This window comes from Pseudomonas sp. GW823-FHT05G12 (assembly GCF_058795575.1).
Genome location: NZ_CM179501.1, coordinates 927554 through 953614, shown reverse-complemented (window position 1 = coordinate 953614; position 26061 = coordinate 927554). Strand labels below are relative to the sequence as shown.

21 protein-coding genes and 2 pseudogenes are annotated in these 26061 nt (G+C 63.5%); 10 read left to right on the top strand and 13 right to left on the bottom strand.

Annotated elements, in window-relative coordinates; genetic code table 11:
- The first annotated feature begins 63 nt into the window (after positions 1 to 63).
- Both AC3RCM_RS04425 and AC3RCM_RS04420 read left to right on the top strand, forming a co-directional pair.
- A complete protein-coding gene (locus tag AC3RCM_RS04425; protein WP_064492570.1) occupies positions 64 to 1398 on the top strand; it encodes an OprD family porin in 1335 nt (444 codons plus the stop codon).
- Between the two features lie 384 nt (positions 1399 to 1782).
- Entirely contained in the window at positions 1783 to 3273 is a 1491-nt protein-coding gene (locus AC3RCM_RS04420) for a sensor domain-containing diguanylate cyclase (RefSeq protein WP_064492569.1), read from the top strand.
- Here AC3RCM_RS04420 and AC3RCM_RS04415 read toward each other — a convergent pair.
- A complete protein-coding gene (locus AC3RCM_RS04415; RefSeq protein ID WP_020193732.1) occupies positions 3270 to 3746 on the bottom strand; it encodes a ferritin-like domain-containing protein in 477 nt (158 codons plus the stop codon). The genes AC3RCM_RS04420 and AC3RCM_RS04415 overlap by 4 nt on opposite strands.
- A gap of 201 nt (positions 3747 to 3947) precedes the next feature.
- Between AC3RCM_RS04415 and AC3RCM_RS04410 the strand changes: the two genes are divergently transcribed.
- Positions 3948 to 4169: a DUF3820 family protein gene (locus tag AC3RCM_RS04410; RefSeq protein ID WP_003247308.1), complete on the top strand. Its 222-nt coding sequence runs from the start codon at positions 3948 to 3950 to the stop codon at positions 4167 to 4169.
- A 145-nt stretch (positions 4170 to 4314) separates the two neighbouring features.
- Here AC3RCM_RS04410 and AC3RCM_RS04405 read toward each other — a convergent pair whose 3' ends face one another.
- Genes AC3RCM_RS04405 through ptsP form a run of 3 tightly spaced genes read right to left on the bottom strand, consistent with a single transcriptional unit; the run spans position 4315 to position 9854 of the window.
- Positions 4315 to 6057 (bottom strand): PTS fructose-like transporter subunit IIB, encoded by a 1743-nt coding sequence (locus tag AC3RCM_RS04405; RefSeq protein ID WP_064492568.1) that lies wholly within the window; start codon positions 6055 to 6057, stop codon positions 4315 to 4317.
- Positions 6054 to 7001, bottom strand: coding sequence for a 1-phosphofructokinase (gene pfkB, locus AC3RCM_RS04400; RefSeq protein ID WP_198748003.1), 948 nt, complete (start codon positions 6999 to 7001; stop codon positions 6054 to 6056). The genes AC3RCM_RS04405 and pfkB overlap by 4 nt, the downstream gene beginning before the upstream one ends.
- Entirely contained in the window at positions 7002 to 9854 is a 2853-nt protein-coding gene (ptsP, locus tag AC3RCM_RS04395) for a phosphoenolpyruvate--protein phosphotransferase (RefSeq protein ID WP_064492566.1), read from the bottom strand. It lies immediately after the preceding gene.
- Positions 9855 to 10138: 284 nt separating this feature from the next.
- Between ptsP and cra the strand changes: the two genes are divergently transcribed.
- Both cra and AC3RCM_RS04385 read left to right on the top strand, forming a co-directional pair.
- Positions 10139 to 11134 (top strand): catabolite repressor/activator, encoded by a 996-nt coding sequence (cra, locus tag AC3RCM_RS04390; protein WP_003247312.1) that lies wholly within the window; start codon positions 10139 to 10141, stop codon positions 11132 to 11134.
- Positions 11135 to 11136: 2 nt separating this feature from the next.
- The gene (locus AC3RCM_RS04385) at positions 11137 to 11913 is read left to right on the top strand and encodes a TatD family hydrolase (RefSeq protein ID WP_198748002.1); all 777 of its coding nucleotides are present in this window, start codon (positions 11137 to 11139) and stop codon (positions 11911 to 11913) included.
- A 44-nt stretch (positions 11914 to 11957) separates the two neighbouring features.
- Here AC3RCM_RS04385 and ampE read toward each other — a convergent pair whose 3' ends face one another.
- The 3 genes from ampE to AC3RCM_RS04370 all read right to left on the bottom strand — a co-directional run bounded on the left by ampE (position 11958) and on the right by AC3RCM_RS04370 (position 15605).
- A complete protein-coding gene (gene ampE / locus AC3RCM_RS04380; RefSeq protein ID WP_010952026.1) occupies positions 11958 to 12788 on the bottom strand; it encodes a regulatory signaling modulator protein AmpE in 831 nt (276 codons plus the stop codon).
- A complete protein-coding gene (ampD, locus tag AC3RCM_RS04375; RefSeq protein WP_104886676.1) occupies positions 12785 to 13357 on the bottom strand; it encodes a 1,6-anhydro-N-acetylmuramyl-L-alanine amidase AmpD in 573 nt (190 codons plus the stop codon). Before ampD ends, ampE begins: the two co-directional genes overlap by 4 nt.
- Before the next feature lie 88 nt (positions 13358 to 13445).
- Entirely contained in the window at positions 13446 to 15605 is a 2160-nt protein-coding gene (locus AC3RCM_RS04370; protein WP_492629390.1) for a DUF1631 domain-containing protein, read from the bottom strand.
- A gap of 243 nt (positions 15606 to 15848) precedes the next feature.
- Between AC3RCM_RS04370 and nadC the strand changes: the two genes are divergently transcribed.
- Positions 15849 to 16697, top strand: coding sequence for a carboxylating nicotinate-nucleotide diphosphorylase (gene nadC / locus AC3RCM_RS04365; RefSeq protein ID WP_064492563.1), 849 nt, complete (start codon positions 15849 to 15851; stop codon positions 16695 to 16697).
- Positions 16698 to 16772: 75 nt separating this feature from the next.
- On the opposite strand, the gene trxB is transcribed toward nadC, so the two are convergent.
- Positions 16773 to 17735, bottom strand: a complete 963-nt coding sequence (gene trxB, locus AC3RCM_RS04360) for a thioredoxin-disulfide reductase (RefSeq protein WP_003247318.1) — start codon at positions 17733 to 17735, stop codon at positions 16773 to 16775.
- Positions 17736 to 18065: 330 nt separating this feature from the next.
- Between trxB and cysZ the strand changes: the two genes are divergently transcribed.
- Complete coding sequence (gene cysZ / locus AC3RCM_RS04355) at positions 18066 to 18794, top strand: sulfate transporter CysZ (RefSeq protein ID WP_010952022.1); 729 nt, start codon at positions 18066 to 18068, stop codon at positions 18792 to 18794.
- Positions 18795 to 18974: 180 nt separating this feature from the next.
- On the opposite strand, the pseudogene AC3RCM_RS04350 reads toward cysZ, so the two are convergent.
- Positions 18975 to 19388: pseudogene (locus tag AC3RCM_RS04350) on the bottom strand (methyl-accepting chemotaxis protein); the annotation flags it as partial.
- Positions 19389 to 19568: 180 nt separating this feature from the next.
- Positions 19569 to 20162: pseudogene (locus AC3RCM_RS04345) on the bottom strand (PAS domain-containing protein); the annotation flags it as partial.
- Between the two features lie 307 nt (positions 20163 to 20469).
- On the opposite strand from AC3RCM_RS04345, the gene AC3RCM_RS04340 reads away from it, so the two are divergent.
- A complete protein-coding gene (locus tag AC3RCM_RS04340) occupies positions 20470 to 21660 on the top strand; it encodes a glycosyltransferase family 4 protein (protein ID WP_064492553.1) in 1191 nt (396 codons plus the stop codon).
- Positions 21661 to 21723: 63 nt separating this feature from the next.
- On the opposite strand, the gene AC3RCM_RS04335 is transcribed toward AC3RCM_RS04340, so the two are convergent.
- Together AC3RCM_RS04335 and AC3RCM_RS04330 are read right to left on the bottom strand one after the other, a co-directional pair.
- On the bottom strand, positions 21724 to 22206 hold the full coding sequence (locus AC3RCM_RS04335; RefSeq protein WP_014589696.1) for a glutathione peroxidase: 483 nt from the start codon (positions 22204 to 22206) through the stop codon (positions 21724 to 21726).
- Positions 22207 to 22351: 145 nt separating this feature from the next.
- Positions 22352 to 22837: an FKBP-type peptidyl-prolyl cis-trans isomerase gene (locus tag AC3RCM_RS04330; protein WP_003247325.1), complete on the bottom strand. Its 486-nt coding sequence runs from the start codon at positions 22835 to 22837 to the stop codon at positions 22352 to 22354.
- Between AC3RCM_RS04330 and AC3RCM_RS04325 the strand changes: the two genes are divergently transcribed.
- A complete protein-coding gene (locus AC3RCM_RS04325) occupies positions 22836 to 23138 on the top strand; it encodes a DUF3565 domain-containing protein (protein WP_010952015.1) in 303 nt (100 codons plus the stop codon). The two genes, AC3RCM_RS04330 and AC3RCM_RS04325, sit on opposite strands and share 2 nt — an antisense overlap.
- Positions 23139 to 23169: 31 nt before the next feature.
- Positions 23170 to 25257: a phosphate acetyltransferase gene (gene pta / locus AC3RCM_RS04320; RefSeq protein WP_010952014.1), complete on the top strand. Its 2088-nt coding sequence runs from the start codon at positions 23170 to 23172 to the stop codon at positions 25255 to 25257.
- 79 nt (positions 25258 to 25336) lie between these two features.
- Here pta and AC3RCM_RS04315 read toward each other — a convergent pair whose 3' ends face one another.
- Positions 25337 to 26056: a YiaD family glycine zipper/OmpA-like lipoprotein gene (locus tag AC3RCM_RS04315; protein WP_003247328.1), complete on the bottom strand. Its 720-nt coding sequence runs from the start codon at positions 26054 to 26056 to the stop codon at positions 25337 to 25339.
- Between the last annotated feature and the right edge of the window lie 5 nt (positions 26057 to 26061).

Below are 26061 nucleotides of genomic sequence, written 5' to 3'. Positions count from 1 at the left end.
TAAAAAAGACGCACATTCAAATATAAAAACTGCCCCACCGTCAGATCCAAGGAGCTAGTACCGGTGCCTTCCGCGTTTCGTTTTACCCCGCTTTTCATTGCGTTGACTGCAACGATCCCTTTCGCCGCCCAGGCAGATGAAGACAAGGCTGATGGCTTCATCGAAGGTTCGTCCTTCAACCTGCATTTTCGTAATGCCTACTTCAACCGCGACAACCACAACGCCGGCGTGCGCGACACCCGCGAGTGGGGCCAGGGCGCGGTAGCGCGTTTCGAGTCGGGCTACACCCCAGGTGTGGTCGGCTTTGGCCTGGATGCTCATGCCATGCTGGGCCTGAAACTCGACGGCGGTGGCGGCCATGCCGGCACCAGCATCCTGCCCGAACACATCAAGGACGACGGCGAACTGGGCGCTGCCCCGCATTCGTTCTCCACTGCCGGTGCTGCGGTCAAGCTGAAAGCCTTCGACACCGAACTGAAAGCCGGTGACCTGTTCCTCACCAACCCGGTGATCGCCGGCGGTGAAACGCGCATGCTGCCGCAAACTTTCCGCGGTGTAAGCCTGACCAACACCAGCATTGATGGCCTGTTGCTCGAAGGCGGCCAGGTCAGCTTCACCCACCCGTACAACCAGAGCGGCCACCGCCGCATCGACACCTACTACGGGTCACTGGACGAGCACGACAAGAGCAAGCACCTGAACTGGGCCGGCGCGTCGTGGAGCGGTACCGAGCACATCACCGCCAACCTGTACGCCGCCGAGCTGAAGGACATCTGGAACCAGTATTACGCGGACTTCGACTACACCTATGTGGTCAATGACCTGGTCAGCCTGAACCCGGGCGTGCACTTCTATCACACCCAGGACACCGGCCAGGCCCTGCTAGGCAAGATCGACAACAACACCTACAGCGTGCACTTCACCGTCAATGCAGGCTTCCACAGCGTCACCGCCGCCTACCAGCGAGTGAACGGCAACACGCCGTTCGACTACATCAACCTGGGCGACAGCGTGTACCTGGACAACTCGCGCATGTACTCGGACTTCAACGCGCCGAACGAGCGTTCGTGGAAACTGCAGTACGGCTATGACTTCGCCGGTGTCGGCGTGCCTGGTTTGACCACCTCGCTGTCGTACTCGCGCGGCGAGGCTGACCTGACCAAGGCCACTCAGGACACCACTCACTACGACTACTACCGTGAAGATGGCAAGAACGCCATGCACTGGGAGCGCGACCTGGACGTGAAATACGTGTTCCAGGAAGGTGACCTCAAGGACTTGTCGGTGCTGGTACGCTATGCCACCCACCGCGGCAGCCAGGGTTATGCGTCGATCGACAGCAACAGCGACAACGATGAACTGCGGGTAATCGTCGATTACCCACTGAACGTGTTCTGATCTTGCGCTGCAAGCATCGCAAATAACCCTGTGGGAGCGGGTTCAACCGCGAAGAAGGCACCGCGGTGTTGGGCACCGGCTGCGCCGATGTTCGCGGGTAAACCCGCTCCTACAACGGCCTGTGTCCAATCCCCGGTGTGTGTCCACCGCAGATCAGTGTGTAGGAGCGGGTTTACCCGCGAATACCGTGGTGGCGGCAACGGTGAACGCCTGCTGGAGATTGGCCAGCAGGCCCGGCCCATTCGCGGGTAAACCCGCTCCTACAGGCGACGGCAAATCGAAAAGTACGGTACACCGTGCTTCCGTCGGACAAATCTTGTCCGACAATGCCCGCTTCCCTAGAATATCGCCGCCGCGAATGGCCCTGCCCACGCAGTAGCGAGCATGCCCACCCAATCCCCGCGTTTCGCAGTCTACAGGTCGCACCCCGAGCTGATCCTCAACCTGGGCAGTTGCCTTGCCGTGCTCGCCATCGTGGCCATCGTCAGCTACCTGCTTGCCCGCGAGCGCGAAAGTGTCGAGCAGTCGGCGGTGCGCTCGTCGAACAACATTGTGCAGCTGATCGAAAGCGACATTCTGCGCAACGTCGAACTCTACGACCAATCCCTGCAAGGCTTGATCTGGGCCGTCGGCCGCAAGGAACTGCCGGAAGTCCCCGGCCCGATACGCCAGCGCCTGCTGTTCAATGAAGCCTTCGTCGACCGCAAGCGCGGGGACGTGCTGTGGCTGGACAAGCAAGGCAATATCGTTGGCGACTCCACCAGCAGCGTGCCGCGCAAGGCCAACTTCGGCGACACCGGGGTGTTCAAGGCCCACCAGCACAATGCCAACCTCGGCTTGCTGGTGGGCCCCCCTTTCAAGGCCAAGCTTGGCGACCTGGACTGGTGTATCAGTTTCAGCCGGCGTATCTCCGGCCCCAATGGCGAGTTCGCCGGGTTGGCAGCGGGTGCGCTGCGCCTGTCGTACTTCAATGAGTTGTTCCAGCGCCTGGACATTGGCCACGACAGCAGCATCAACCTGTTCAATACCGATGGGCAGTTGCTCGTCCGCCAGCCCTACCGCGGGCAGGACCCGCTGATTGGCACCTACTACACCGAACGGCCCAATTTCAAACGCATCCTCAGTGAACAGAGCGGTAGCTTCACCGCCCGCTCCCACAGCAGCGGCAAGCTGCGCATGTTCACCTTCGCCCGGGTCGCGCAGTTGCCACTGATCGTGCTGGTGGCGCACTCGGCCGACGAGGTGTTCGAGTCCTGGCGCCGCACCGCCATTCTGGTCAGCGTCGCCACCGGCGGTCTGTGCGTGGGCATTCTCTGGCTGACTTTGCTGCTGGGCCGCGAACTGCGCCGCCGCCACGACGCCGAAGAAAACCTGGCCATGCTCGCTTCCACCGATAGCCTGACTGGCCTGGCTAACCGCCGCAGGCTGGACCATGTGCTGCGCCAGGAATGGGCCCGCGCCCAACGTAGCCGTAAGCCGCTGGCGATACTGATGGTGGACGTGGACCACTTCAAGGCATTCAACCAGCGCCATGGCCATGCCGGTGGCGACCATGCCTTGCGCGAGGTGGCCAAGGCCATCGAGGCATGCATTCGTCGCCCTGCGGACCTGGCTGCGCGCTATGGTGGGGAGGAGTTTCAGGTAGTGTTGCCGGAAACCGATCTGGCTGGGGCCCAGCTACTGGCTGAACGCATCCGCGCCAGCGTCGAGGCGCTGGCGCCGTTTGCGGATGATGCCCACGCCGTGACCGTGAGCATCGGTATAGGTCTGTCCGGCACCCAGCAGGACCTTGGCAGGCTGCTGGGTGCTGCGGACGAAGCGCTCTACCGCGCCAAGGCCAATGGCCGCAATCGGGTAGAGGGCCCGCTCGATTAGGAGCGGGCGCGAGCGGCGTTGCGCAGGGCCTTGACCTGGTCATGGTTGCGCTGCACGCCTTGCAGCTGCTTTTCCACCAGGCTGTAGGTCATGTCGCTGGCAGTGCGGCCCAGTTTCACCAGCTTCTCGCGGGCTTCCTTGTAGGCCTTGAGGGCGTGGTCCTCGCCACGCTCCACCTCATTCAGCACAGCTTCTTCGTCCTTGCCGGTGACCAACGACTTGAGGTTGACCCAGCCGCGGTGCAGGTCGCCACTGATGCTGGTAGAAGTTTCCGGATCGCCGCCCAGGCGGCGCACTTCGCTCTGCAGCTCACTGGCAGCGTTGGCGCACTCGCCCGCACGCTGGACGAAGAACGCTTTCAGTTCAGGGTTCTTCACATCATCGGCCGAGGCCTTGAAACCTTTCTCGCCATCCTTGCTGTACTCGATCAGGTCGTTGAGTACATCGATCACGTCTTTGTTGGGGTTGCTCATGGTCGAACTCCTTGGCAGGTGATAGTCCACTAGGGAATTGCAGTGTTCGTGCCACGCTTTCAAAAAATATAAATTCCTTAATATTCAATAAGTTACAAAAATGATGGCATCGGCTGTCAACGGCGTTCTGCATGATTGCCGCTTGGGGCTTCGTGCAGATTGCAGTATGGTCGGCACCTTTCCACAGCCAGGTGCGCGAAGATGAAGCCGGAAACCCTCGAACTACTGGTGACCCGCAGCATGCCGTTCGGCAAGTACCAGGGAAGGATCATTGCCGACCTGCCCGGTGACTACCTGGCGTGGTTTGCGCGCAAGGGCTTCCCGGCAGGGGAACTGGGCGGGTTGCTGGCGTTGATGCATGAGATCGATCACAACGGGCTGGGTGATCTACTGGTGCCGTTGCGGCAGAAGCATCGCCGTTGAAAGGCCAACGTGGGCTCTGTAGGGGGCCTTGTGTCGCGAAAGGGCTGCGGAGCAGCCCCAGATTTCCAGCTTCGCAACTTAGATTGCCGGGGCCGCTTTGCGGCCCTTTCGCGACACAAGGCCGCACACACAGAACGAGGTCTGCTCATACACTTTTAGCAGGCGCCACGGCCAACTCCACACGCTCGCTCTTCTTGATAACCGCATACACCACCGCTGTCACCAGGCTACCCGCCACAATCGCCAGCAGATAAAGCAACGCATGGTTGATCGCGTTGGGGATCAACAACACGAACAAGCCGCCATGCGGCGCCATCAGCTTGCAGCCAAAATACATCGACAATGCCCCGGTCAACGCACCACCGGCGATACTGGCCGGGATCACCCGTAACGGGTCCTTGGCGGCAAACGGAATCGCCCCCTCGGAGATGAAGCACAGCCCCAGCGCCAGCGCCGCCTTGCCCGCCTCGCGCTCGCTCTGGGCGAACTTGCGCCGGGCCAGGAAAGTGGCAATACCCAAACCAATCGGCGGCACCATGCCGGCGGCCATGGTCGCCGCCATTGGCGCGTAGCTCGACGAGGCCAGCAGCCCCACCGAGAACGCATAGGCGGCCTTGTTGATCGGCCCGCCAAGGTCGACGCACATCATGCCGCCCAGCAACAGCCCCAGCAGGATGGCATTGGTGGTGCCCATGCTGTCGAGGAAGTGCGTCAGGCCTTCGAGCATCGCCGCTACCGGCTGGCCAACCACGTAGATCATCACCAGCCCGGTGAACAGACTGGCCAGCAATGGAATGATAAGGATCGGCTTGAGCGCCTCCAGGCTGCTGGGCAAGCGCGCCCATCGGGCAATGGCCTTGGCGCTGTAACCGGCGAGGAAACCGGCGACGATGCCACCGATGAAGCCGGCCCCCAAGGTGCTGGCCAACAGGCCGCCGATCATGCCCGGGGCCAGCCCGGGGCGGTCGGCGATGGACCAGGCGATATAGCCTGCCAGTAGCGGAACCATCAGCTTGAAGGCAGCCTCACCGCCAATCTGCATCAACGCCGCCGGCAAGGTGCCCGCCTCTTTGTAGGCCTCGATACCGAACACGAACGACAACGCAATCAGCAAGCCGCCGGCCACCACCATCGGCAGCATGAACGACACGCCGGTCAGCAAGTGCTTGTACACACCGGTTTTCTCGCCCTTGGTCGGCGTGGTCGCCGCTGGGGCGTCGGCAGCGTTTTCCACCGTGGCTTGCGCCAGGGCTTTGTCCAGGGTAGCGCTGGCCTGCTTGAGGGCAATGCCGGTACCACAACGGTAAATACGTTTGCCGGCGAAACGTGCAGTGGGTACTTCAATGTCGGCGGCCAGCAGCACCACGTCCGCCGCAGCGATGGCCTCAGCGGACAAGGGATTGCGCGCACCGACCGAGCCCTGGGTCTCGACGGTCAACTGGTAGCCCAGTTGCTGTGCGGCTTGCTGCAAGGCTTCTGCGGCCATGAAGGTATGGGCTACGCCGGTCGGACAAGCAGTCACGGCAACGATGCGGGTACCAGCACTGCCAGCGGCGGCCGGGCCATCTGTCACTGCGGTCAGCAGCTCGGCGTTGGCCGCCGCTTCGTCGAGAAAGCCTTCGCGATCAGCCAGCGCCTGGGACGGCGTGCTTTGGTACAGGCGCTTGCCGACGAAGCGGGCCAGGTCCACCGGCCCGGTGCTGACCACAAGCACCCAGTCAGCCTCGGCGATCTGTGCGGCGCTCAGTTGCCGCTCGGGGTGTTCAGTATTCTGCACTTCGACGCTGGTGCTCCAGCCGCGACGCTGGGCGGCGGCGGACAGCAAGCGTGCACTCAGTACACTCGATACCTGGCCATTGGGGCAGGCGGTGACTATGGCAATGTTCATCGGCAACCCTCTTGTTGTTCTGTCAGTTGCACGGCCGCTTCCAACTGCGCAAGGTGCTCGCGGTCATGGATGCCGAAGCCAACCTGGGTAACGGCCTGGGCGGCGATGGCAGTGGCCCGGGTCAACGTCTGCGCAGGCGCCTCGGCCAGCAGCAGGCCGTGGACCATGCCGGCCACCAGCGAATCCCCCGCCCCCACCGTGCTGGCAACCCGCACCTTGGGTGGGCGGGCCTGCAGGGCCAGATCGCGGCTGAACCAACTGACGCCCTGCTCGCCCGCAGACACCACCACGTGTTCAACGCCACTGTCCAGCAGGCGCTTGGCGGCGGCGCGCTGTTGCGTCAGGTTATCCACAGCCAGGCCCAGCACTTCGCCCAGTTCTTCGGTATTGGGCTTGACCAACCAGGGCGCGCTTTGCAAGCCAACACGCAGGGCTTCACCACTGCTGTCCAGGACTACCTTGAGGCCTTGGGCCTTCAACCGTTCGAGCAACTGGCGGAACCAGTCGGCACTGATTCCGCGCGGCAGGCTACCGGCCACCACCACGGCATCGTGACCGGGGGCAATCTGTTCCAGCCTGTGCAGCAAGGCACTGCGTGCCGCCTCGTCGACCTCCGGGCCCTGCCCGTTGATGTCGGTCACGCGGCCATCGGCCTCGACCAGCTTGATATTGCTGCGGGTTTCGCCCGGCACACGGACAAAGCAGTCGATAAAACCGCGGCCGTCGATCAGCGCCTCGAAGGGCTGCAGATTGTCGCCCCCCAGGAAACCGCCCACGGTTACGCTGTGCCCCAGGTCGGCCAGTACCTGGGCAACGTTCAGCCCCTTGCCTGCGGCGTGACTGTGCTGCGCCTGGCTACGGTTGACCTGCCCTGGGCGCAGAGTGTCCAGGCCGATGGTGATATCCAGCGCAGGGTTGAGGGTAAGAGTGAGGATCTTGGCCATTCAGTAACGCTCCACCAGCGCGCGAACTGCTGCGGCGCTGTCCTGTTGCAGGGCCTCGCGCGCCAGGGCGCGGGCTGTCTGATGATCGGCCTGGCGAACCAGTGCCTTGACTTCGGCGATGCTGCGCGCGGAGACGCTGAGTTCGTCCACGTCCAGCCCCAGCAGCACGGCCACCGCCTGCGGGTCGGCTGCCAGCTCGCCACACACGCCCACCCACTTGCCGTGGGCATGGGCGGCGCGCACGGTCATGTCGATCAGGCTCAATACCGCCGGGTGCAGGCCGTCGGCCTGTGCCGAGAGGCTGGGGTGGCCACGGTCAATGGCCAAGGTGTATTGAGTCAGGTCGTTGGTGCCGATGCTGAAGAAGTCCACTTCGCGCGCCAATTGCGCTGCCAGCAGGGCCGCTGAAGGCACCTCGACCATAATGCCCAATTGCAGGTCGGCTACCGGGATTTCTGCACGCAGGCGCTCCACCATGGCCCGAGCCTCACGCCATTCGTGCACCTGACCAACCATGGGGAACATGATACGCAACGGGCGCTGGTCGGCGGCCCGCAGCAACGCGCGCAACTGGTCTTCCATCACTTGCGGGCGCTGCAGGGTCAAACGCACGCCGCGCACGCCGAGGAAGGGATTTTCCTCGGCAGCGATCGGCCAGTAAGGCAACGGTTTGTCGCCGCCAACATCCAGGGTACGCACCACCAGCGGGCGCCCATCGAGGCCATCGAGCACGCGGCGGTACTCGGCTTCCTGGGTAGCCACATCCGGCGCTTGAGGGTGGGCCATGAAAATCAGTTCGGTACGCAGCAGGCCGACACCTTCGGCGCCCTGCTCCACCACCTTGGCGATGCCGTTGCTATCGCCGATGTTGGCAAACACCTCGACGGCATGCCCATCACGGGTGATGGCCGGCTCGAAGCGGTTGGCCCAGGCGGCCTGCAGGCGTTGCTCGCGCAGGTCACGCTCGGCCAGCGCCCGCTGCAGCTCATCCGCTGGCGGTGCGACGCTGACCACACCACGCTGGCCATCGAGCAGCAGCGGCGTACCACTCTCCAACAGCAGTATCGATGCACCCGCGCCGACCACTGCTGGTATGCCCAACGCCCGGGCGACGATGGCACTGTGGGCCGTGGCGCCGCCCTGGGCGGTGACAATGCCGGCAACCCGGTTGGGGTCCAGGCGGGCGACATCGGATGGACCGACTTCGGTCATCACCAGCACATAGGGTTGCTCGGGTTCAACCTGCGCCTGCACACCACACAACTGCGCCAGCACGCGGCGGCCAATATCGCGCAGGTCGGCGGCGCGCTCGGCGAGCAGCGCATCGTGCAACGCCTCTTGCTGACGGGCCGCAGCTTCGATCACGGCCATCCAGGCGGCCGCAGCGCTTTCGCCCTGGGCCAGGCGCTGTTCGGCATCGTCGGTCAGGGCCGGGTCGGCAAGCATTTCCTGGTGGGTGACGAAAATTTCGCCAATGGCCTTGTCGCTGCGCAGGACCAAAGCCTGCAGTTCGCCATTGACGGTAGCCAAGGCTTCGCGCAGTTTCTGCCGCTCCAGGGCGCAAGATTCACCCCGCAAGGGATAGTCGAACTCACGCTCGACACAGACATGCGCCGGGCCGCTGGCGATGCCGGGGGCGGCGCCCACACCCTGGATACGGCTGCCGGCCGCTGGCGCTTGCAGTACTTCGGGGACGTCATCGGCAATGGGCGCGACGCTCTGCGGTAGCGGTTCCACCTCTTCACCCAAGCCTTGTTCGATAGCAGCCAGCAGCACCGGCAAGGCATCGGCAGCGATGCTCGGTTCGGCGACCAGTTCCAGTGCCTGACCACGGCGGGCGCCGAGGCTGAGCAGCTTGCTCAGGCTCTTCACCGATACGGCTGGCTGCGCGCTATCGACCAGGCGCACACGGATTTCCCCTTCAAAGCCCTTGGCCAGTTGTGCAAGCACCTTGGCCGGTCGCGCATGCAAGCCATGTGGATTGGCCAGCACGATACGTGCGCTAGGCCAGTCCGCCGGCACTTCGCCGCCCAGCACTTCCAGCACCGCACGGCTGCTGGTGGCTTGGTAGAGCATCTGCCCACGGCCTTCGATCAGCACTTCGCACAACCGCTCGAGCAGGGCCTCGTGAGCGGCGCCAAGGCTGGCCAGGCAGAACAGACCGTTGAGCGGCTGGTCGCGGTAACGCAGCGGCTGCTGCGGGGTGATGAAGGCGAGGCCCGGCTGACGAACCTGGCGCTCGCTGTGCAGCCACCACAGGCCCTCACCCAGCGGCAGCGGCTCGGCCTGCTGCAGCACGGCGGCAAAGCCACTGTCGACACAGTCGGCACGTTGCAGCAGGCGGGCACCGCGCCAGGCCAGTTCGTCGAAGTCTTCTGCCGGCACGTTCAGCCCGACCAGCTGCGCATCCAGCGCCAGCGCCTGGGGCGCGCCCTGCAGCAGCTTGAGCAGCGCTTCGGCAGAGCTGGCACGGCGCAAGGCTTCGGCCAGGTCGGTCTCGCCCAACGCCCGGGTCAACAGCTGCAGCAGGCGCAGGTGTTCGTCGGAGCGGGCGGCAATACCAATGGCCAGGTAGACCATTTGCCCGTCACCCCAGTCTACCCCCTCGGGGAACTGCAGCAGGCGTACGCCGGTGGCATACACCAGGTCACGTGTTTGCGGCGTACCATGGGGAATGGCGATGCCCTGGCCAAGGAACGTGGAGCCTTGTGCCTCCCGGGCCTGCAGCCCTTGCAGGTAACCCTCGGCGACCAGACCGTCCGCAACCAGCCGATCGGCCAGAAGGCGCAACGCCTCGTCCTTGTCGGCGGCCTTCTGGCCCATGGCTATCTGCTCATTGGCGAGCTCGAGCATGACCTTCTCCTTTTGCAGTTCCCGTGCGGGTACTGGAGTATTGTTGTGAAATTCACATAAAGGGCCAGTTCAGCAGCCTTGCGCGGGTGGCAGCCGAGGCAGAAAATTCGGCAGCTGAAACGTTTAATCTGACCAGACGGCCACGTTACTCGATAATCTGCCCAGTAAAAAGCCCCATCCTGTCGGACAATTGCGACAATGGTCGTCTGCGCGTGATGCCTGTACCGGGTCAAACTACCCGGTCTGGCCTTACAGGCAGCCCCGGAAATAACAAGGAAAATTCGGTGAAACTCAGCGATATCGCCCGTCTGGCCGGTGTGTCCGTGACCACTGCCAGCTACGTCATCAATGGCAAGGCTGAACAGCAGCGCATCAGTAACAGTACTGTCGAGCGGGTACGCGCGGTGGTCGAAGCCCACGGCTTCACCCCCAACCCGCAGGCTGCTGGGCTGCGCAGCCGGCATACCCGCACCCTGGGCTTCATTCTCCCGGATCTGGAGAACCCCAGCTACGCCCGCATTGCCAAGCAACTGGAGCAAGGCGCACGCGCCCGCGGCTACCAGCTGCTGATTGCCAGCAGCGATGACCAGCCAGACAGCGAGCGCCAACTGCAGCAACTGTTCCGTGCGCGCCGATGCGACGCGCTGTTCGTTGCCAGCTGCCTGCCGCCAGAAGATGACAGCTACCGCGAGCTGCAGGACAAAGGCCTGCCGGTGATTGCCATCGACCGCCGCCTGGACCCCGCACACTTCTGCTCGGTGATCAGCGACGACCGCGATGCCAGCCGCCAGCTGGCCGCCAGCCTGCTCAGCTCGGCCCCACGCAGTATCGCCCTGATAGGCGCACGCCCCGAGCTGTCGGTTAGCCAGGCGCGTGCCGGCGGATTCGACGAAGCCCTGCAAGGCTACACCGGCGAAGTGCGCCGCTATCAGGGCGAAGCCTTCAGCCGTGAGTGCGGCCAACGCCTGATGCAGCAACTGATCGACGACCTGGGTGGCCTGCCGGATGCTCTGGTGACCACTTCGTACGTGCTGTTGCAGGGCGTGTTCGACACCCTCCAGGCGCGCCCGGTCGACTCGCGCCAACTGCAGCTGGGTACCTTTGGCGACAACCAGTTGCTCGACTTCCTGCCGCTGCCGGTCAATGCCATGGCCCAGCAGCATGGCCAGATTGCCGCCACCGCGCTTGAACTGGCACTGGCCGCCATCGAGGAAAAACGCTATGAACCCGGCGTGCACGCCGTTGGCCGCACCTTCAAGCAACGCATCTCAGCGGCCTGAACATGCGCCTGATCGACACCCACACCCACCTGGACTTCCCCGACTTCGACGCCGACCGCCCGCGCCTGCTGGCCAACGCGGCGGCGCGTGGGCTGGAGCGAATGGTGGTGCTGGGGGTGTACCAGGCGAATTTCCAGCGGGTGTGGGAACTGGCCTGCGCCGAGCCGCGCCTGTTCGCCGCGCTTGGCCTGCACCCGGTCTACCTCGACCAGCATCGCCCTGAGCACCTGGTGCAACTGCGCGAGTGGCTGGAGCGCCTGCGCGACAACCCGCGGCTATGTGCCGTAGGTGAGTTCGGCCTGGACTATTACCTCGCAGACCTTGACAGGACCCGCCAGCAGGCGCTGTTCGAAGCGCAACTGCAGATGGCTTGCGACTTCGAACTACCAGCCCTGCTGCACGTGCGCCGCAGCCATGCCCAGGTGATTGCCACACTCAAGCGCTACAAGCCAGCGCGGGCGGGGGTGATTCATGCGTTTGCCGGCAGCTACGAAGAGGCCCGCGAGTACATCAAGCTGGGCTTCCTGCTGGGGTTGGGCGGTGCGGGTACCTGGCCGCAGGCGCTGCGGCTGCGCAAGACCTTGGCGCGGCTGCCACTGGACAGTGTGGTGCTGGAGACTGACTCACCGGACATGGCACCGGCGATGTACCCAGGGGTACGCAACAGCCCGGAGCACCTGCCGGAAATTGCAGCGGCGCTGGCGCACGTAATGGGGCTGGATGTCGAGGTGCTGGCACAGGCCAGCACCCGCAATGCTTGCACGTTGTTTGGCTGGTGAAACTCGGGTGAACGGGATTACCGCGGGATGCGAGTGGCGCGGAATCAGACCAGCACGGTCCACAGCGCAAACCCGGCATACCACAGCACTGCACAGCGCAACAGCAATTCCCACAGGCTGTCCAGCCGCCCCAACCCACGCTGGCTGTCCTCTTCCTCGGGAATGTCATCGGCAATCCGCCCCACCCGAGCCACCAGGTGCCCGGCGCTGATGTGCCAGTTGAGCACCTCGTGCAGCATCACCCGTGTCACCGCGAGGAAGTTGCCCACCAGGGCAAAGCTCAACGCCAGCGCCCGCACCGGCAACCAGTCCATGATGTGCCGCAACTGCTCGGCACGCGCCTTCAAAGCCGGCTGCTTGCTGTGCTCACTACACAGCGCCAACAATCGATAAGCCAGCGCAGCGCCAGGGCCCAGTACGAAATACCAGAAGATCACCGCAAAAAAGCCCTGGTACACCTGCCACAGCAAGTTACCCTGCACCCGCACCAGCAAGCTGTGCGGTTCATCGGCCACCAGGCCCAGGTCGCGCTCGGCCGCGTGCAGCGCCGCCTGATCGTCCCCCCGCCGCCAGGCATCACGAAACGCCCCAAGCGATGCCTTGGCATCGCCGCGGCCCAGGCTGTAGATCAGCACCAGCAGGTGCACCGGCAACGCCAGCAGACCATAGGCCACCGGCTCCAGCACATGCAGCAGCAACACCAGCAGCGCTACCGGCGCCAACACCAGGATGGCCAACGTCCACCATGGGTGCACCTTGCCGTTGCGTTCCAGACGCACCAGTTCGCCAATAAAGAACCCGTCACGCTGCACCTGATGGCGCAGGGCCGAAAACTTCTCGACCCACAGCGCCAGCAACAACACCAGAAAACTCATGCCTTGTCCTCGTTGTGCTGCAGCGCCTGGCGGTAGCGCGACCAGTCGAAGGCCGGGCCGGGGTCGGTCTTGCGCTGCGGGGCAATGTCGCTGTGGCCCTGAATGCGGTTCAGGTCGATGGCTGGCCAGGCACTGCGGATGTGCCGGGTGAGTTGTTCCAGCACCGCATACTGGGCATCGGTATAGGGCAGGTCGTCGGTGCCTTCCAGTTCGATGCCGATGGAAAAGTCGTTACAGCCTTCGCGCCCGTCAAAGCTCGACACACCCGCATGCCAGGCACGGTCATGCAGCGACACGAACTGCGTCACCGCGCCGTCACGCTCGACGAACAGGTGCGCCGACACGGTCAGGTGGTTGATGCTGGCAAAATACGGGTGTTCATCAGGGGCCAGGCGGTTCTGGAAGAATTGCTGCACCTTGCCCGTGCCGAAACAGGCCGGGGGCAGGCTGATGTTGTGGATCACCAGCAGGGAAATCGATTCGCCTTCGGGGCGCGCATTGAAGTTCGGCGAGGGGCAGTGGGTGATTCCGATTCCGTGGAACCAGCCAGTGGCACGGTCCAATTGCATGGGCAGATCCTGAAAAACGCCGTGAACATGCCCACAGTATGCCCTGCGGCCAACGCCGTGTGCATGTGAATGATTGTAATGCGTCGACCTATTGCGCCAGCCCTTGCCGCAAGCTTTCAAGTACCGCCTCCAGCGCCCGTTCGAACAACAGGCGATCATCCAGCACGCGCACTTCGTGCCGTTGCAGTGCCTGGGCCAGGCTGGCACTGCTCCACTCGCGCACTTTCATGCCGGTGCGGTTGGCGAACACCAGCCTGTCACTGCTGTCGATGCGAGCGACCAGCTTGCAGCGCAGTGGTTCATCCTCGTCGAGAACCTCGACCCAGGTGCCGATGCGCAGGCGTTGCGCCTGGCGCAGCGCTGCAGCCTGCCCCTCGGCAGCGTGCAGGGGCACGCAGGCGGGTTCTTCGGCAATCGTCAGCACAATCTCTTGGGCCACCCGCACATCGCCCAAGGATTGGCCCTCCCCGCTCGGCAGCGCCTCTTTACCTGCGCAGGCGCGCAGGTGCAACTGTTCCAGTTGCAGGAAGAACTCGCGGGTCGCCACCGCGTCCAGGGCTACGCTGGCCAGGCCATCGCGCAGCGCCTTGAGCAGGCCTGGCACCTGCTGCAGCAAGGCTTGCGGCTCATGTGGCGGCGTGATGCTGGCCAGCAGCATGTCCATCGTCTGCACTGCGTCGCGCCAGGCCTGTGAGGCCTCGCCCTGTTTCAGCCAAGCCAACAGCAGTACCTGGCTCCAGGCCTGCACCAGCATTTGCACCACCACCTGCGGCAATACCCGGCCGCGCAGGCGCTGGTTGAGCACGTGCTGCACCTGCTGCCTGGCCTGCATTGCCCGGGCACGGCCTTCTTCGGCGTCGCGAGTGCGTTGCTCCAGCAACTCGTTACGTCGCCGTTCGTCCTGATTGAATGCCAGGAAGTCGTCGAGCAGCTCGGCGAACAGGCTGGCATCGTCGGCAAAATCATTGAGCAAGCGCTGGACGATACGCTCTACCCGCATGTGCAAGCTGTCACGCTGGCACTCGCTGCCGCACTCCCAGCCAATCGCGGCGCCGGCGATTTCGTTGAGCAAACGGCGCGCCGGGTGGCTACTCCGGCTGAACAGCCCCTTGTCCAGTAATGCCACCTTGAGCAGGGGAATATGAAGGCGCGCAATCAGCGCCCGCAGGCTGGTCGGCAGGTTGTCATCGTTGTGGATGAACGCGAACAGCAGGCCAACCAGGTTGATCATGTCTTCGTCAGCCACGTGAAGGCGCCGACGCGTACCGCTGCGCACGCTGACCCGCAACAGCAGTTGCTCAAGCTGCTGGCCAAGCTCGAAGTCATCGGCCTCGTACGTGGCGGGCACATAGCGCTGCAAATGCGACAGTAGCCGGAGCAGGTCGGCGGTACTGATCGGCTGGGCGGCAGCCACCGCTTGCAAGCGCGGAGCGAACTGCCCGCGCACCGGCGCCAGCAGTGCCTGCAACGAGGCAAACAACGCCTGCCCTGCGGCGTCCGCCCCCTCCTCCTGGCCAAGGTTCGCCGGCCTGGGCTGCGCACGCATGCGCCGGTCTTCGGCACGCCGGCGCGGCGCCGGTTGCAGCTCGGGCAGTACGCCGGCAGCGGCCAGCAACTGGTTGGCTTCGCCATAGATCACATCGACATCGCGCAGTACATAACGCTCGAACAGCTTCAGCAGCACCAGCTTGACCCGCAGGCCAACGCCCAGATTACGCCCGGCGTCGAGGAAGTAACGACACAGCGCGGCTGGCCCCAATGGGTTGTGCTGCTCGTACAGGGGGCGGTCGAGCAATGCCTGCAGGCGCAGACCCAGTTGCTGCAGGGCAACGCCATCGCGTGACAGCACCCGCGCCACCATGCCCTCGATGGCGGCGGCCCGTTCCATTTGAGCCTTGCTGCGCGGCTTGCCCGGCTGGGCCAGGTTTGCCAGCAAGTCGACTTGGCCGGCTCGGAGGAAAGCATCATGGAACGTATCCAAAAAACCACGCTCGATGCTCTTGCGCTTCAGGCGCAGGTCACGCATGGCTTCGAAGTACAGGTTCTGGTCACCGCGGTCGAAGGCCTTGTCGGCCATTTCGAAGAGCGTGTCATCGGCATTGTCGAACAAGTCCTGCAGGCCCTGACGCAACTGCAACGCGGCCTTGTCGCGCACCTGCAGCAACAAGACCGGAAGGCAAGGATGAGGCGTACGCCCCCCTCGGTCGATGGTTGCCGCCAAGGGCACCACCTTGCCTTCTTTTTGCATCCTGGACTCCTTGCAGGGTGTCTTGCCCGAAAGGGCTGAAAAATCGTCAAAGCTATGACGCCAAATACTAGTCGCCATTATCGGTAAAAAATCGCATAGCTACCAGCGCCGTTTCGCTGGCTGGCTAATGACCCTGATCTGCTCCGATTACTCACGACGCCCGACCAAAGGTCAGCGCCAAGGCTGCTGTACACATCGGCCCCCTGCCCTATAATCGCGGGCACCTAGCTTGTGGAGCCGACCATGCCGAACCTACGCCTTGCCGACCTGACCGCTGAAATTGAAGCCAACGTGCGCCGCGCGCTGTTGGAGGACATCGGCAGTGGCGATATCACCGCGCAACTGATCCCGGCCGAGCGCCTGGCCAAGGCGACCATCATCACCCGTGAAAACTGCGTGGTCGCCGGTACCGCCTGGGTCGATGCCGTATTCCGCCAGCTCGACCCGCGCGTTGCAGTGCACTGGCAGGTGGCCGACGGTGAGCAGGCCACTGCCAATCAGCCGTTGTTCCACCTGGAAGGCCCGGCCCGTTCGCTGCTCAGTGGTGAGCGCAGCGCACTGAACTTCCTGCAGCTGCTGTCAGGGGTCGCCACCCGTGCGCGCTTTCTCGCCGACCTGGTAGCCGGCACCCAGGTGCGCCTGCTGGACACCCGCAAAACCCTGCCGGGCCTGCGCCTGGCGCAAAAATACGCAGTGACCTGCGGTGGGTGCGACAACCACCGCATAGGCCTGTACGACGCCTTCCTGATCAAGGAAAACCACATCGCCGCCAGCGGCGGCGTAGCCGAGGCTGTGGCCGCAGCGCACCGCATTGCGCCGGGCAAGCCGGTGGAAATCGAGGTCGAAAGCCTGGACGAACTGCGCCAGGCGCTGGCCGCTGGCGCGGACATCATCATGCTCGACGAGCTGAACCTGGACGAAATGCGCGAAGCCGTGCGCATTACCGCGGGCAAAGCCAAACTTGAAGCCAGCGGCGGGGTCAACGAAACGACCCTGCGGGTGATCGCCGAAACAGGGGTGGACTACATCTCGATTGGTGCCATGACCAAGGATGTGAAAGCGGTGGACCTGTCGATGCGACTGAGCCTGTGAGCTGATTGCAGGCAATAAAAAACCGGCGCTTGGCCGGTTTTTTATTGGGGTCGCTTTGCACCCCTTTTTCTCAGATCAGAACGAGGCGTTGGCCAAACCGTCCAGGTAGCGCTCGACATCCAGCGCTGCCATGCAACCCGCACCGGCCGAAGTGATGGCCTGGCGGTAAACGTGGTCAGCCACGTCGCCAGCGGCAAACACACCCTCGACGTTGGTAGCGGTGGCGTTGCCTTCGCGGCCGCCATTGACTACCAGGTAGCCGTCTTTCAGGGTCAGCTGACCTTCGAACAGCGAAGTGTTCGGGGTGTGGCCAATGGCGATGAACACACCGTCGACCTTGATTTCGTCGCTGCTGCCGTCGTTGTTCTTCAGGCGCGCACCGGTTACGCCCATGTTGTCACCCAGCACTTCGTCCAGGGTGGCGTTGAGCTTGAGCTCGATCTTGCCTTCGGCCACACGGGCGTTCAGCTTGTCGACCAGGATCTTCTCGGCGCGGAAGGTTTCACGACGGTGTACCAGGGTCACTTTGCTGGCGATGTTGGCCAGGTACAGTGCCTCTTCCACGGCAGTGTTACCACCACCGACCACGGCGACCGGCTTGTTGCGGTAGAAGAAACCGTCACAGGTGGCACAGGCCGAAACACCCTTGCCCATGAAGGTTTCTTCCGACGGCAGGCCCAGGTAGCGAGCGCTGGCGCCAGTGGCAATGATCAGCGCATCACAGGTGTACTTGCCGCTGTCACCCTGCAGGGTGAACGGCTTGTTGGCCAGGTCGACAGCGTTGATGTGGTCGAAGACGATTTCGGTTTCAAAACGCTCGGCGTGCTCTTGCATACGCTGCATCAGAGCCGGGCCGGTCAGGCCGTGGGGGTCGCCCGGCCAGTTGTCGACTTCGGTGGTGGTGGTCAGCTGGCCACCCGCCTGCATACCGGTGATCAGCAGCGGCTTGAGGTTGGCACGGGCGGCATACACCGCAGCGCTGTAACCGGCTGGGCCGGAACCGAGAATGATGACGCGCGAATGACGTACTTCAGACATGTCGAACTCCTGTCGAGCGGGCCGCAGGGCCGGCATCGGTGTACCGGCTGCGCCAGCCAAGAAATTAAAAAGGACCCACGCAGCACTTGGGGAAGGCTAAAACGCGCAGGCCCGCAAAGCGAAAAGTTGAGCGCACTGTAGCGAGGTCGCAAAGATTAAGGAAATATCCTTAGACAATCCACCTCATAGGCATCGCCTATGCTGCGATTTCATCGATAAACACGCGCTGCGCGCTTTTGTTACATCCCGTTTCCCGCCCACTGCGTGCCTTTCGTCGGCGCGGCAAACTCGGTAAGGTCAGCGCGTTTTCCTTCTCTGCGGAGTATCTAGATGCAAGCCCCTGTCCTCTCTGGCCCCCAATACTTGCGCGAAGGCCTGAAACTGGTGCTGAGCCCCAACCTGCGGTTGTTCGTGCTGCTGCCACTGGCGGTCAACCTGTTGCTGTTCGGTGGCCTGATCTACTTCGCCGGCCACCAGTTCGGCCTGTGGCTCGATGCCCTGATGCCCACGCTGCCTGACTGGCTGAGCTTCCTCAGCTACATCCTCTGGCCGCTGTTCGTTGCCTTGCTGGTGCTGATGGTGTTCTTCACCTTCACCCTGGTGGCCAATATCATTGCCGCGCCGTTCAATGGCTTCCTGGCGGAAAAGGTCGAGGTGGTAGTGCGTGGCGAAGACACCTTCCCAGCCTTCAGCTGGGGCGAGCTGGCAGCCATGGTACCGCGCACCTTCAGCCGCGAAATGCGCAAGCTGGGCTACTTCCTGCCACGCGCCATCGGCCTGTTCGTCCTGTCGCTGATCCCGGTGGTCAACGTGGTGGCTGCGCCGCTGTGGCTGATCTTCGGCGTGTGGATGATGGCCATCCAGTACATCGACTACCCGGCGGACAACAACAAGATGAGCTGGCAGGACATGCTCGCCTGGCTGCGGCAGAAGCGCTGGCAGAGCCTGGGCTTTGGCGGCATCACCTACCTGGCACTGATGATTCCAGGGGTGAACGTGCTGATGATGCCGGCGGCGGTGGCCGGGGCTACGCTGTTCTGGGTGCGGGAGCGGAGCTGAGTCCTGGACCGCGTGCGATTGACATGAATTGCGCGGCCCCCTGTGGGAGCGGCCTGGTGTCGCGATAGGGCCGCAAAGCGGCCCCAGCAATCTGTGCATTGCCGCTGAAATCTGGAGCCGCTCTGCGGCCCTATCGCGACACAAGGCCCACAAAAAAGCAGAGCGTGCCTGGCCTGGGTTTCACTGCCCCAACCGGCTGGAAAACTGCCCCACCACATCCACCACCCGCTTCGCCCCGTCCTGGATCTCGACAATTACGGTGCCCGTCTCATCCGCCAGCGCCAGCCCCTGTTCGGCCTGGCGCTTTCTGGTGTCGATGATCGCCACCGCCGCCTGCGCCAGTTGTTCGTTCTGCTGTACCACCCGGGCGATTTCTTCGGTGGCGGTGCTGGTGCGGGAGGCCAGTTGGCGCACTTCGTCGGCAACGACGGCAAAGCCCCGCCCTTGCTCGCCCGCGCGGGCAGCTTCGATGGCCGCGTTAAGGGCCAGCAGGTTGGTCTGCCCGGCAATGTCGCTGATGGTCTTGATGATCGAACCGATCACCCGCGACTGGGTATCCAGCGCCTGGATGCCGTCGGCGGCCTCTTGCATCGAAGCCTCCAGTCCACGCATCACGGTGACAGTCTGGGTGACCACTTCGGTGGCCTTGCGAGCACTGACATCGGTACCCAGCGAGGTGTTGTAGGCGACATCTGCCGCCTCGGCCACTGCCAGCTCCTGGTTGACCTGGTCGGTGATCACGGTGGCGAACTTGACCACCTTGTACAGCACATCGTGGGCATCGAAGATCGGGTTGTACGAGGCCTCCAGCCAGATCACCCGGCCATGGGCATCGATGCGCTTGAAGCGCTCGGCAACATATTCGCCACGGCGCAGCCTTTCCCAGAACGCTTGGTAGCCAGCCGAGTTGACCTCCTGCGGTTCGCAGAACATGCGGTGGTGCTTACCGCGAATCTGCTCCAGGCGATAGCCGACGGTGGCCAGGAAACGATCGTTGGCAGTGAGAATGATGCCGTCGAGGTCGAACTCGATCACCGCAGTCGAACGCATCAGGGCCTTGATCAGGCTTTCGTGCTCGCGTGAGGTCTCGATGGTTCGCGTGAGGTCGCTGGAATGCAGGGTGAAGTACTTGATGCGCCCCTCGCTGTTCTTCACCGGCTGCAGGATCGAGCGCAGCCAGGCTTCCTGACCATTGCCCCGCAGAAGACGGAACGCACCGTTCAGGTGTTCACCACGGCTGATCGCGCTTTTCATGCGCTGGTAGAAGTCCAGCGACTTTACGTGGGCGGGGACGATGTCCTCGATATTGCGTCCAAGCAATTGTTCGGCACGGTAGAGCATCTCGCTCTCGAAATTGCCGTTGACCATCTCGATCCGTCCCTGAGGGTCGAGCTGCAGCACCAGCATCTCGCTGTCGAGACTACTCTTGACCTGTTCGATGGACATCAGGTCTTCGCGCAGTTGCCGGATTTCTTGCTTGAGCTTGTTGTTGAACATCACCGCTCTCCTGGAGCGCATCACGTAGTCGAATGCATCTTCATCGGCTGCCGGCGACACCTTCTTGAGTGCTGTGCGAGGAAATATTCATGAAGGCAAAAGTGCCGGCAGTCAGGCGTCATCTTTACGTCACAAGGCGGTCACATTAGCGCAACCCGGCAGGCGGAAACTTTTTGTCATGAATACACCCGCCCTACGCATTACCCTGGTCAGCGAAACCTTCCCACCCGAGATCAATGGCGTGGCCAACACCCTTGGCCGCCTCAGTGATGGGTTGCGCCAACGCGGCCATGAGGTCGAGGTGGTGCGCCCGCGCCAGGCCGGCGAAGGGCACGCGCACAACGACCCGCACCTGATGCTGTGCCGCGGCTGGGCGCTGCCTGGCTACCCGGGTTTGCAGTGGGGCGAGGTGTCGATGCACAAGCTGTTGCGCCACTGGCGCCGGCAGCGCCCGGATGTACTGTACATCGCCACCGAGGGGCCGCTGGGGCTCAGCGCACTACGCGCCGCCCGACGCCTGGGGGTGGCGGTGGTCAGTGGCTTCCACACCAACTTCCCGCAGTATTCCGGCCAGTACGGCCTTGGCCTGCTGGCGCGCCTGCTCACCCACTACTTGCGCTGGTTCCATCGGCGCACGGCAATCACCTTGGTGCCGAGTGCCAGCCAGCGCCTGGAGCTGGAGCGTCGTGGTTTCGAACGCCTGGAGTTGCTGGCCCGAGGGGTCGATGCCTGCCTGTTCAATCCGGCCCGGCGCAGCCGGGCCCTGCGCGAAAGCTGGGGGCTAGGCCCGGAGGACATCGCCGTACTGCATGTCGGGCGGCTGGCGGCGGAAAAGAACCTTGGCTTGCTACGGCCTTGCTTCGAGGCATTACGCAAGACGTATCCACAAAAGCGCCTGCGCCTGATCATGGTCGGCGACGGGCCTCAGCGCGCCAGGCTTGAACAAGAGATACCGGACGCCGTGTTTTGCGGCGCCCAGCGCGGTGAACGACTGGCCGAGCACTATGCCAGCGGCGACCTGTTCCTGTTCCCGAGCCTGACCGAGACCTTCGGCAATGTGGTGCTCGAAGCCATGGCCTCAGGGTTGGCGGTAGTTGCTTATGACGAGGCGGCCGCAGCGCAGCATATTCGCCATGGCCACAGCGGCGCGCTGGCGATGCCGGGGGACCAGGCAGCGTTTGTCGATGCAGCGTGCTGGTTGCTGGAAGAAGTGGAGACCTTACGCAGGGTGCGCCTGAATGCGCGACAGCATGCCAGCCGCCAGGGCTGGCCGGCGATTGTCGAACAGTTCGAGGGGTATCTGAACAGCGCATGCCGGCAACCTGGTGCTACGGCTGGGCGTTCTGCGCAATGTTTGCAGCGCCTGTGAGATCCAGCGCCGCCCGCGCGGCACTCGATCTCACAGGTGCCAAAACATCACGTCAGGCACTCTTCAGGCCAGGGCTTTCTCGATGGCCTGCACCACCGCCGGGTCATCCGGTGCCGTGCGCGGCGAGAAACGCGCCAGCACCCGGCCATCCTTGCCCACCAGAAACTTCTCGAAATTCCAGGTAATGTCACCGGGGAACTCGGCCCCCTCCCCTGCCAGCAGGCGGTACAACGAATGGCGCTGCGGCCCGTTGACCTCCAGCTTGCCCCCCAGCGGGAAGCTGACCCCGTAGTTGAGGCTGCAGAAGTCCTGGATTTCCTTTTCGCTACCCGGTTCCTGCCCGGCAAACTGGTTGCACGGCAGGCCAAGCACATTGAAGCCCTTGTCCTTGTAGATCTGGTAGAGGTTTTCCAGGGCCTTGTATTGCGGCGTCAGGCCACATTTGGAGGCAACGTTGACCACCAGCACCACTTGGCCCTTGAAGGGGGCGAGGGGCAGCTCTCCGCCGTTCAGCGCTTCCAGTTTCAGGTCGTGAAATGCACTCATGATGAAATCCCCTCTCAGGTTCCCGGTTGCCGTGCAGGCGAATTCCGCCCACTAAAAAGGCGCTCGTCCAAACCGTTCACCTCCCGTAGGAAGGCAAATCGGCTTGCCCGAGCGCCTGGCGACTTTCTGAGCTTAGCGCAGAAAATCAGTGGTGATGGCCACCTTCACCGTGGATGTGACGGTGAGCGATTTCTTCGTCGCTGGCGTCACGCACGTTCACAACCTTGACCTGGAAGGTCAGGCGCTGACCGGCCAGTGGGTGGTTGCCATCAACGGTGACGTCGTCGCCGTCGATGTCGCGGATGGTGACGATCTGCATCTGGCCGTCCGGCGCCGAAGCGTGGAACTGCATGCCCACTTCCAGCTCGTCGACACCTTCGAACAGGCTACGGTTCAGGGTGCTGACCAGTTCGGCCAGGTACTCGCCGTAGGCCTCTTCAGGTTCAATGGAAACGTTCAGCTCGTCACCAGCCTGCTTGCCTTCCAGGGCTTTTTCCAGGCCCGGGATGATATTGCCGGCACCGTGCAGGTAAACCAGCGGCGCGCCACCGGCGGAGCTGTCGATGGTCTCCCCGGCGTCGTTGGTCAGGGTATAGTCGATGGAGACAGCCTTGTTGGCGGCGATCAGCATGGGGCAAGACCTTTTGCAAAAGAATGTAGAGCGGACAAGTGTAACCTTGCCATCGTCCGATTGCGAACGTGGTGCAGACGAGCAACGGCCCATCAGTCGGATCAACGGCTTTCATCAGGACGAAGAAGGCCACTGGGTGGCGGAACTTTCGTGCGGCCATACCCAGCACCTGCGCCACCAGCCGCCGTGGCAGGCACGCCCCTGGGTGCTCGACCCGGCACAACGTGCGCAACACATCGGCCAGCCTTTCGCTTGCGGCTGGTGCGCACAAGGGGCCGATAGCGCTACCCTTGACCGCTAATTTCTTGCACCGCTTATTTCGAGAAGCACGCATGCAGACATTTTTCATTGCGCCGACCGACTTTGGTGTCGGCCTGACTTCGATCAGCCTGGGCCTGGTGCGCACCTTGGAGCGTGCCGGCCTGAAGGTCGGCTTCTTCAAGCCTATCGCCCAGCCCCACCCGGGTGACACCGGCCCCGAGCGCTCCACCGAACTGGTCGCCCGCACTCACGGCATCAAGCCACCGGTCCCACTGAGCCTGGCCCACGTCGAGCGCATGCTCGGCGATGGCCAACTGGACGAGCTGCTTGAAGAAATCATCCGCCTCTACCAGCAAGCCTGCGTCGGCAATGACGTGGTTGTGGTCGAGGGAATGGTGCCTACGCGCCACGCCAGCTACGCAGCGCGGGTCAACCTGCACCTGGCCAAGAGCCTGGATGCCGAGGTAATCCTGGTATCGGCCCCGGAAAACGAAGTGCTCAGCGAGCTGTCTGGCCGGGTCGAACTGCAGGCCCAACTGTTTGGCGGCCCACGCGACCCGAAAGTACTGGGGGTGATCCTCAACAAGGTGCGTACCGACGAGAGCATGGCGGACTTCGCCACCCGCCTGCGCGAGCACTCGCCATTGCTGCGTGGCAATGACTTCCGCCTGCTTGGCTGCATCCCCTACCAGCCCGAGCTGAACGCGCCGCGGACACGCGATGTGGCCGAGCTGCTCGGCGCCCAGGTGCTCAATGCCGGCGATTACGAGCAGCGGCGCATGAGCAAGATCATCATCTGTGCACGCACGGTGGCCAACACGGTCCCGCTACTGACCTCGGGCACCCTGGTGGTAACCCCGGGCGACCGCGACGACATCATCCTCGCTGTCAGCCTGGCAGCGATCAATGGCGTACCCCTGGCCGGCTTGCTGCTGACCAGCGACAGCAAGCCTGACGTGCGTATCCTCGGCCTGTGCCGCGGTGCCCTGCAGGCCGGCCTGCCGATCCTTTCGGTCAGCACCGGCTCGTACGACACCGCCAACCAGCTCAACTCGCTGAACCGCGAAATCCCGGTGGACGACCGCGAGCGTGCCGAGTTCATCACCGACTTCGTCGCCAGCCACCTCGACGCGGCCTGGCTGCACCAGCGCTGCGGCACGCCGCGCGAACTGCGCCTGTCGCCGGCAGTGTTCCGCTACCAGCTGATTCAGCGTGCGCAGCAGGCCAACAAGCGCATCGTCCTGCCAGAAGGCGCCGAGCCACTGCTGGTGCAGGCTGCAGCCATCTGCCAGGCCCGCGGCATCGCTCGCTGCGTGCTGCTGGCCAAACCCGAAGACGTCGACGCCGTGGCCCGCGCCCAGGGCATCACGTTGCCGCCGGGGCTGGAGATTCTCGACCCCGAACTGATTCGCGGACGCTACGTGGAACCCATGGTCGAGTTGCGCAAAAGCAAGAACCTCAACGCACCGATGGCCGAGCAACAACTGGAAGACCCCGTGGTGATCGGCACCATGATGCTGGCCCTGGACGAAGTGGACGGCCTGGTCTCGGGCCTGGTGCACTCCACGGCCAACACCATCCGCCCGGCCCTGCAGCTGATCAAGACCGCACCCGGCTCGAGCCTGGTCTCATCGGTGTTCTTCATGCTGTTCCCCGAGCAGGTGCTGGTGTACGGCGACTGCGTGATGAACCCGCACCCAAGCGCTGCCGAACTGGCGGAGATTGCCCAACAGAGTGCCGCCTCGGCGCAGGCCTTCGGCATCGCGCCACGGGTGGCGATGATCAGTTATTCAAGCGATTCGGCCAGCGATGAAGAAGTCGAGAAAGTGCGCGAAGCGACACGCCTGGCACAGGACGCGGCGCAGGAGCTACTGATCGACGGGCCGTTGCAGTATGACGCAGCGGCCAACCCGGCCATCGCCCGAGAGCTGGCGCCGGCTAGCCCGGTGGCCGGGCGCGCCACGGTGTTCGTGTTCCCCGACCTGAATACCGGCAATACCACGCACAAGGCGGTACAGCGCAGTGCCGACGGGGTCAGCCTGGGGCCGATGCTGCAGGGTTTGCGCAAGCCGGTGAATGACTTGCCGCGAGGGGCGCAGGTTGACGATATCGTGCATACCATTGCCCTGACGGCGATTCAGGCCAGCGTGGCGCGCTAAAAGCAGAGGCTTCTTTGCAAGCCTTGTGGGAGCGGGTCTGCCCGCCCCCACAGAGCCGCAAAGCGGCCCGGAAGGTCAATCAGGGATACTGCTGAACCTGACCTTGCTGCTCATACTGCTGACCCGGAATCGGCTTCAGGTTCACTTCCACACGGCGGTTCTGCGCACGACCATTGGCGTCAGCGTTGCTGGCGATCGGCTGGTCCGGGCCCATGCCACGTACAGAGATACGCGAGGCATCCACACCCTGCGAAGTCAGGTAGGTGCTGACCGCCTGCGCACGGCGCTGGGACAGGTCCATGTTGTGCTGGCGGCTGCCCGTGCTGTCGGTGAAGCCGACCACTTCGATGGTGTTCTGGTTGAACTGCTTGAACGAGCCAGCCAGGTTGTTCAGTGGCGAGTAGAAGCTTGGGGCGATGTTGGCCGAGTCGGTGGCGAAGGTGATGTTGCCCGGCATGATCAGCTTGATCTGGTCACCCTGACGCTGCACTTCCACACCCGTGTTGGCCATCTGTGCGCGCAGCTCGGCTTCCTGCTTGTCGGCGTAATAGCCGTAACCTGCAGCGGCAGCACCCACTGCTGCGGCACCGATCAGGGCCCCCTTGCCACGGTTGTTGTGGTCGATGGCGGCACCCGCGATGGCACCGGCCAGCGCGCCCAAACCGCCGTACTTGGCGGTCTTGCTCATCCCTGTGGAGCCCTGCGCCTGACCCTGGTTGTCGTAAGGGTTCTGACCGGCGCAGCCGGTCATCAGTGCAGCGGCGGTTGCGACGATAATCAGACGACGCATGGTGAACATGGACA

What these genes read in the sequence shown, in the direction of transcription:
- AC3RCM_RS04420 (WP_064492569.1), top strand. Translation starts at nt 1,783, where the DNA reads ATGCCCACCCAATCCCCGCGTTTCGCAGTCTACAGGTCGCACCCCGAG.
- AC3RCM_RS04415 (WP_020193732.1), bottom strand. Translation starts at nt 3,746, where the DNA reads ATGAGCAACCCCAACAAAGACGTGATCGATGTACTCAACGACCTGATC.
- AC3RCM_RS04410 (WP_003247308.1), top strand. Translation starts at nt 3,948, where the DNA reads ATGAAGCCGGAAACCCTCGAACTACTGGTGACCCGCAGCATGCCGTTC.
- AC3RCM_RS04405 (WP_064492568.1), bottom strand. Translation starts at nt 6,057, where the DNA reads ATGAACATTGCCATAGTCACCGCCTGCCCCAATGGCCAGGTATCGAGT.
- pfkB (WP_198748003.1), bottom strand. Translation starts at nt 7,001, where the DNA reads ATGGCCAAGATCCTCACTCTTACCCTCAACCCTGCGCTGGATATCACC.
- ptsP (WP_064492566.1), bottom strand. Translation starts at nt 9,854, where the DNA reads ATGCTCGAGCTCGCCAATGAGCAGATAGCCATGGGCCAGAAGGCCGCC.
- AC3RCM_RS04385 (WP_198748002.1), top strand. Translation starts at nt 11,137, where the DNA reads ATGCGCCTGATCGACACCCACACCCACCTGGACTTCCCCGACTTCGAC.
- ampE (WP_010952026.1), bottom strand. Translation starts at nt 12,788, where the DNA reads ATGAGTTTTCTGGTGTTGTTGCTGGCGCTGTGGGTCGAGAAGTTTTCG.
- ampD (WP_104886676.1), bottom strand. Translation starts at nt 13,357, where the DNA reads ATGCAATTGGACCGTGCCACTGGCTGGTTCCACGGAATCGGAATCACC.
- AC3RCM_RS04370 (WP_492629390.1), bottom strand. Translation starts at nt 15,605, where the DNA reads ATGCAAAAAGAAGGCAAGGTGGTGCCCTTGGCGGCAACCATCGACCGA.
- nadC (WP_064492563.1), top strand. Translation starts at nt 15,849, where the DNA reads ATGCCGAACCTACGCCTTGCCGACCTGACCGCTGAAATTGAAGCCAAC.
- trxB (WP_003247318.1), bottom strand. Translation starts at nt 17,735, where the DNA reads ATGTCTGAAGTACGTCATTCGCGCGTCATCATTCTCGGTTCCGGCCCA.
- cysZ (WP_010952022.1), top strand. Translation starts at nt 18,066, where the DNA reads ATGCAAGCCCCTGTCCTCTCTGGCCCCCAATACTTGCGCGAAGGCCTG.
- AC3RCM_RS04340 (WP_064492553.1), top strand. Translation starts at nt 20,470, where the DNA reads ATGAATACACCCGCCCTACGCATTACCCTGGTCAGCGAAACCTTCCCA.
- AC3RCM_RS04335 (WP_014589696.1), bottom strand. Translation starts at nt 22,206, where the DNA reads ATGAGTGCATTTCACGACCTGAAACTGGAAGCGCTGAACGGCGGAGAG.
- AC3RCM_RS04325 (WP_010952015.1), top strand. Translation starts at nt 22,836, where the DNA reads ATGGGGCAAGACCTTTTGCAAAAGAATGTAGAGCGGACAAGTGTAACC.
- AC3RCM_RS04330 (WP_003247325.1), bottom strand. Translation starts at nt 22,837, where the DNA reads ATGCTGATCGCCGCCAACAAGGCTGTCTCCATCGACTATACCCTGACC.
- pta (WP_010952014.1), top strand. Translation starts at nt 23,170, where the DNA reads ATGCAGACATTTTTCATTGCGCCGACCGACTTTGGTGTCGGCCTGACT.
- AC3RCM_RS04315 (WP_003247328.1), bottom strand. Translation starts at nt 26,056, where the DNA reads ATGTTCACCATGCGTCGTCTGATTATCGTCGCAACCGCCGCTGCACTG.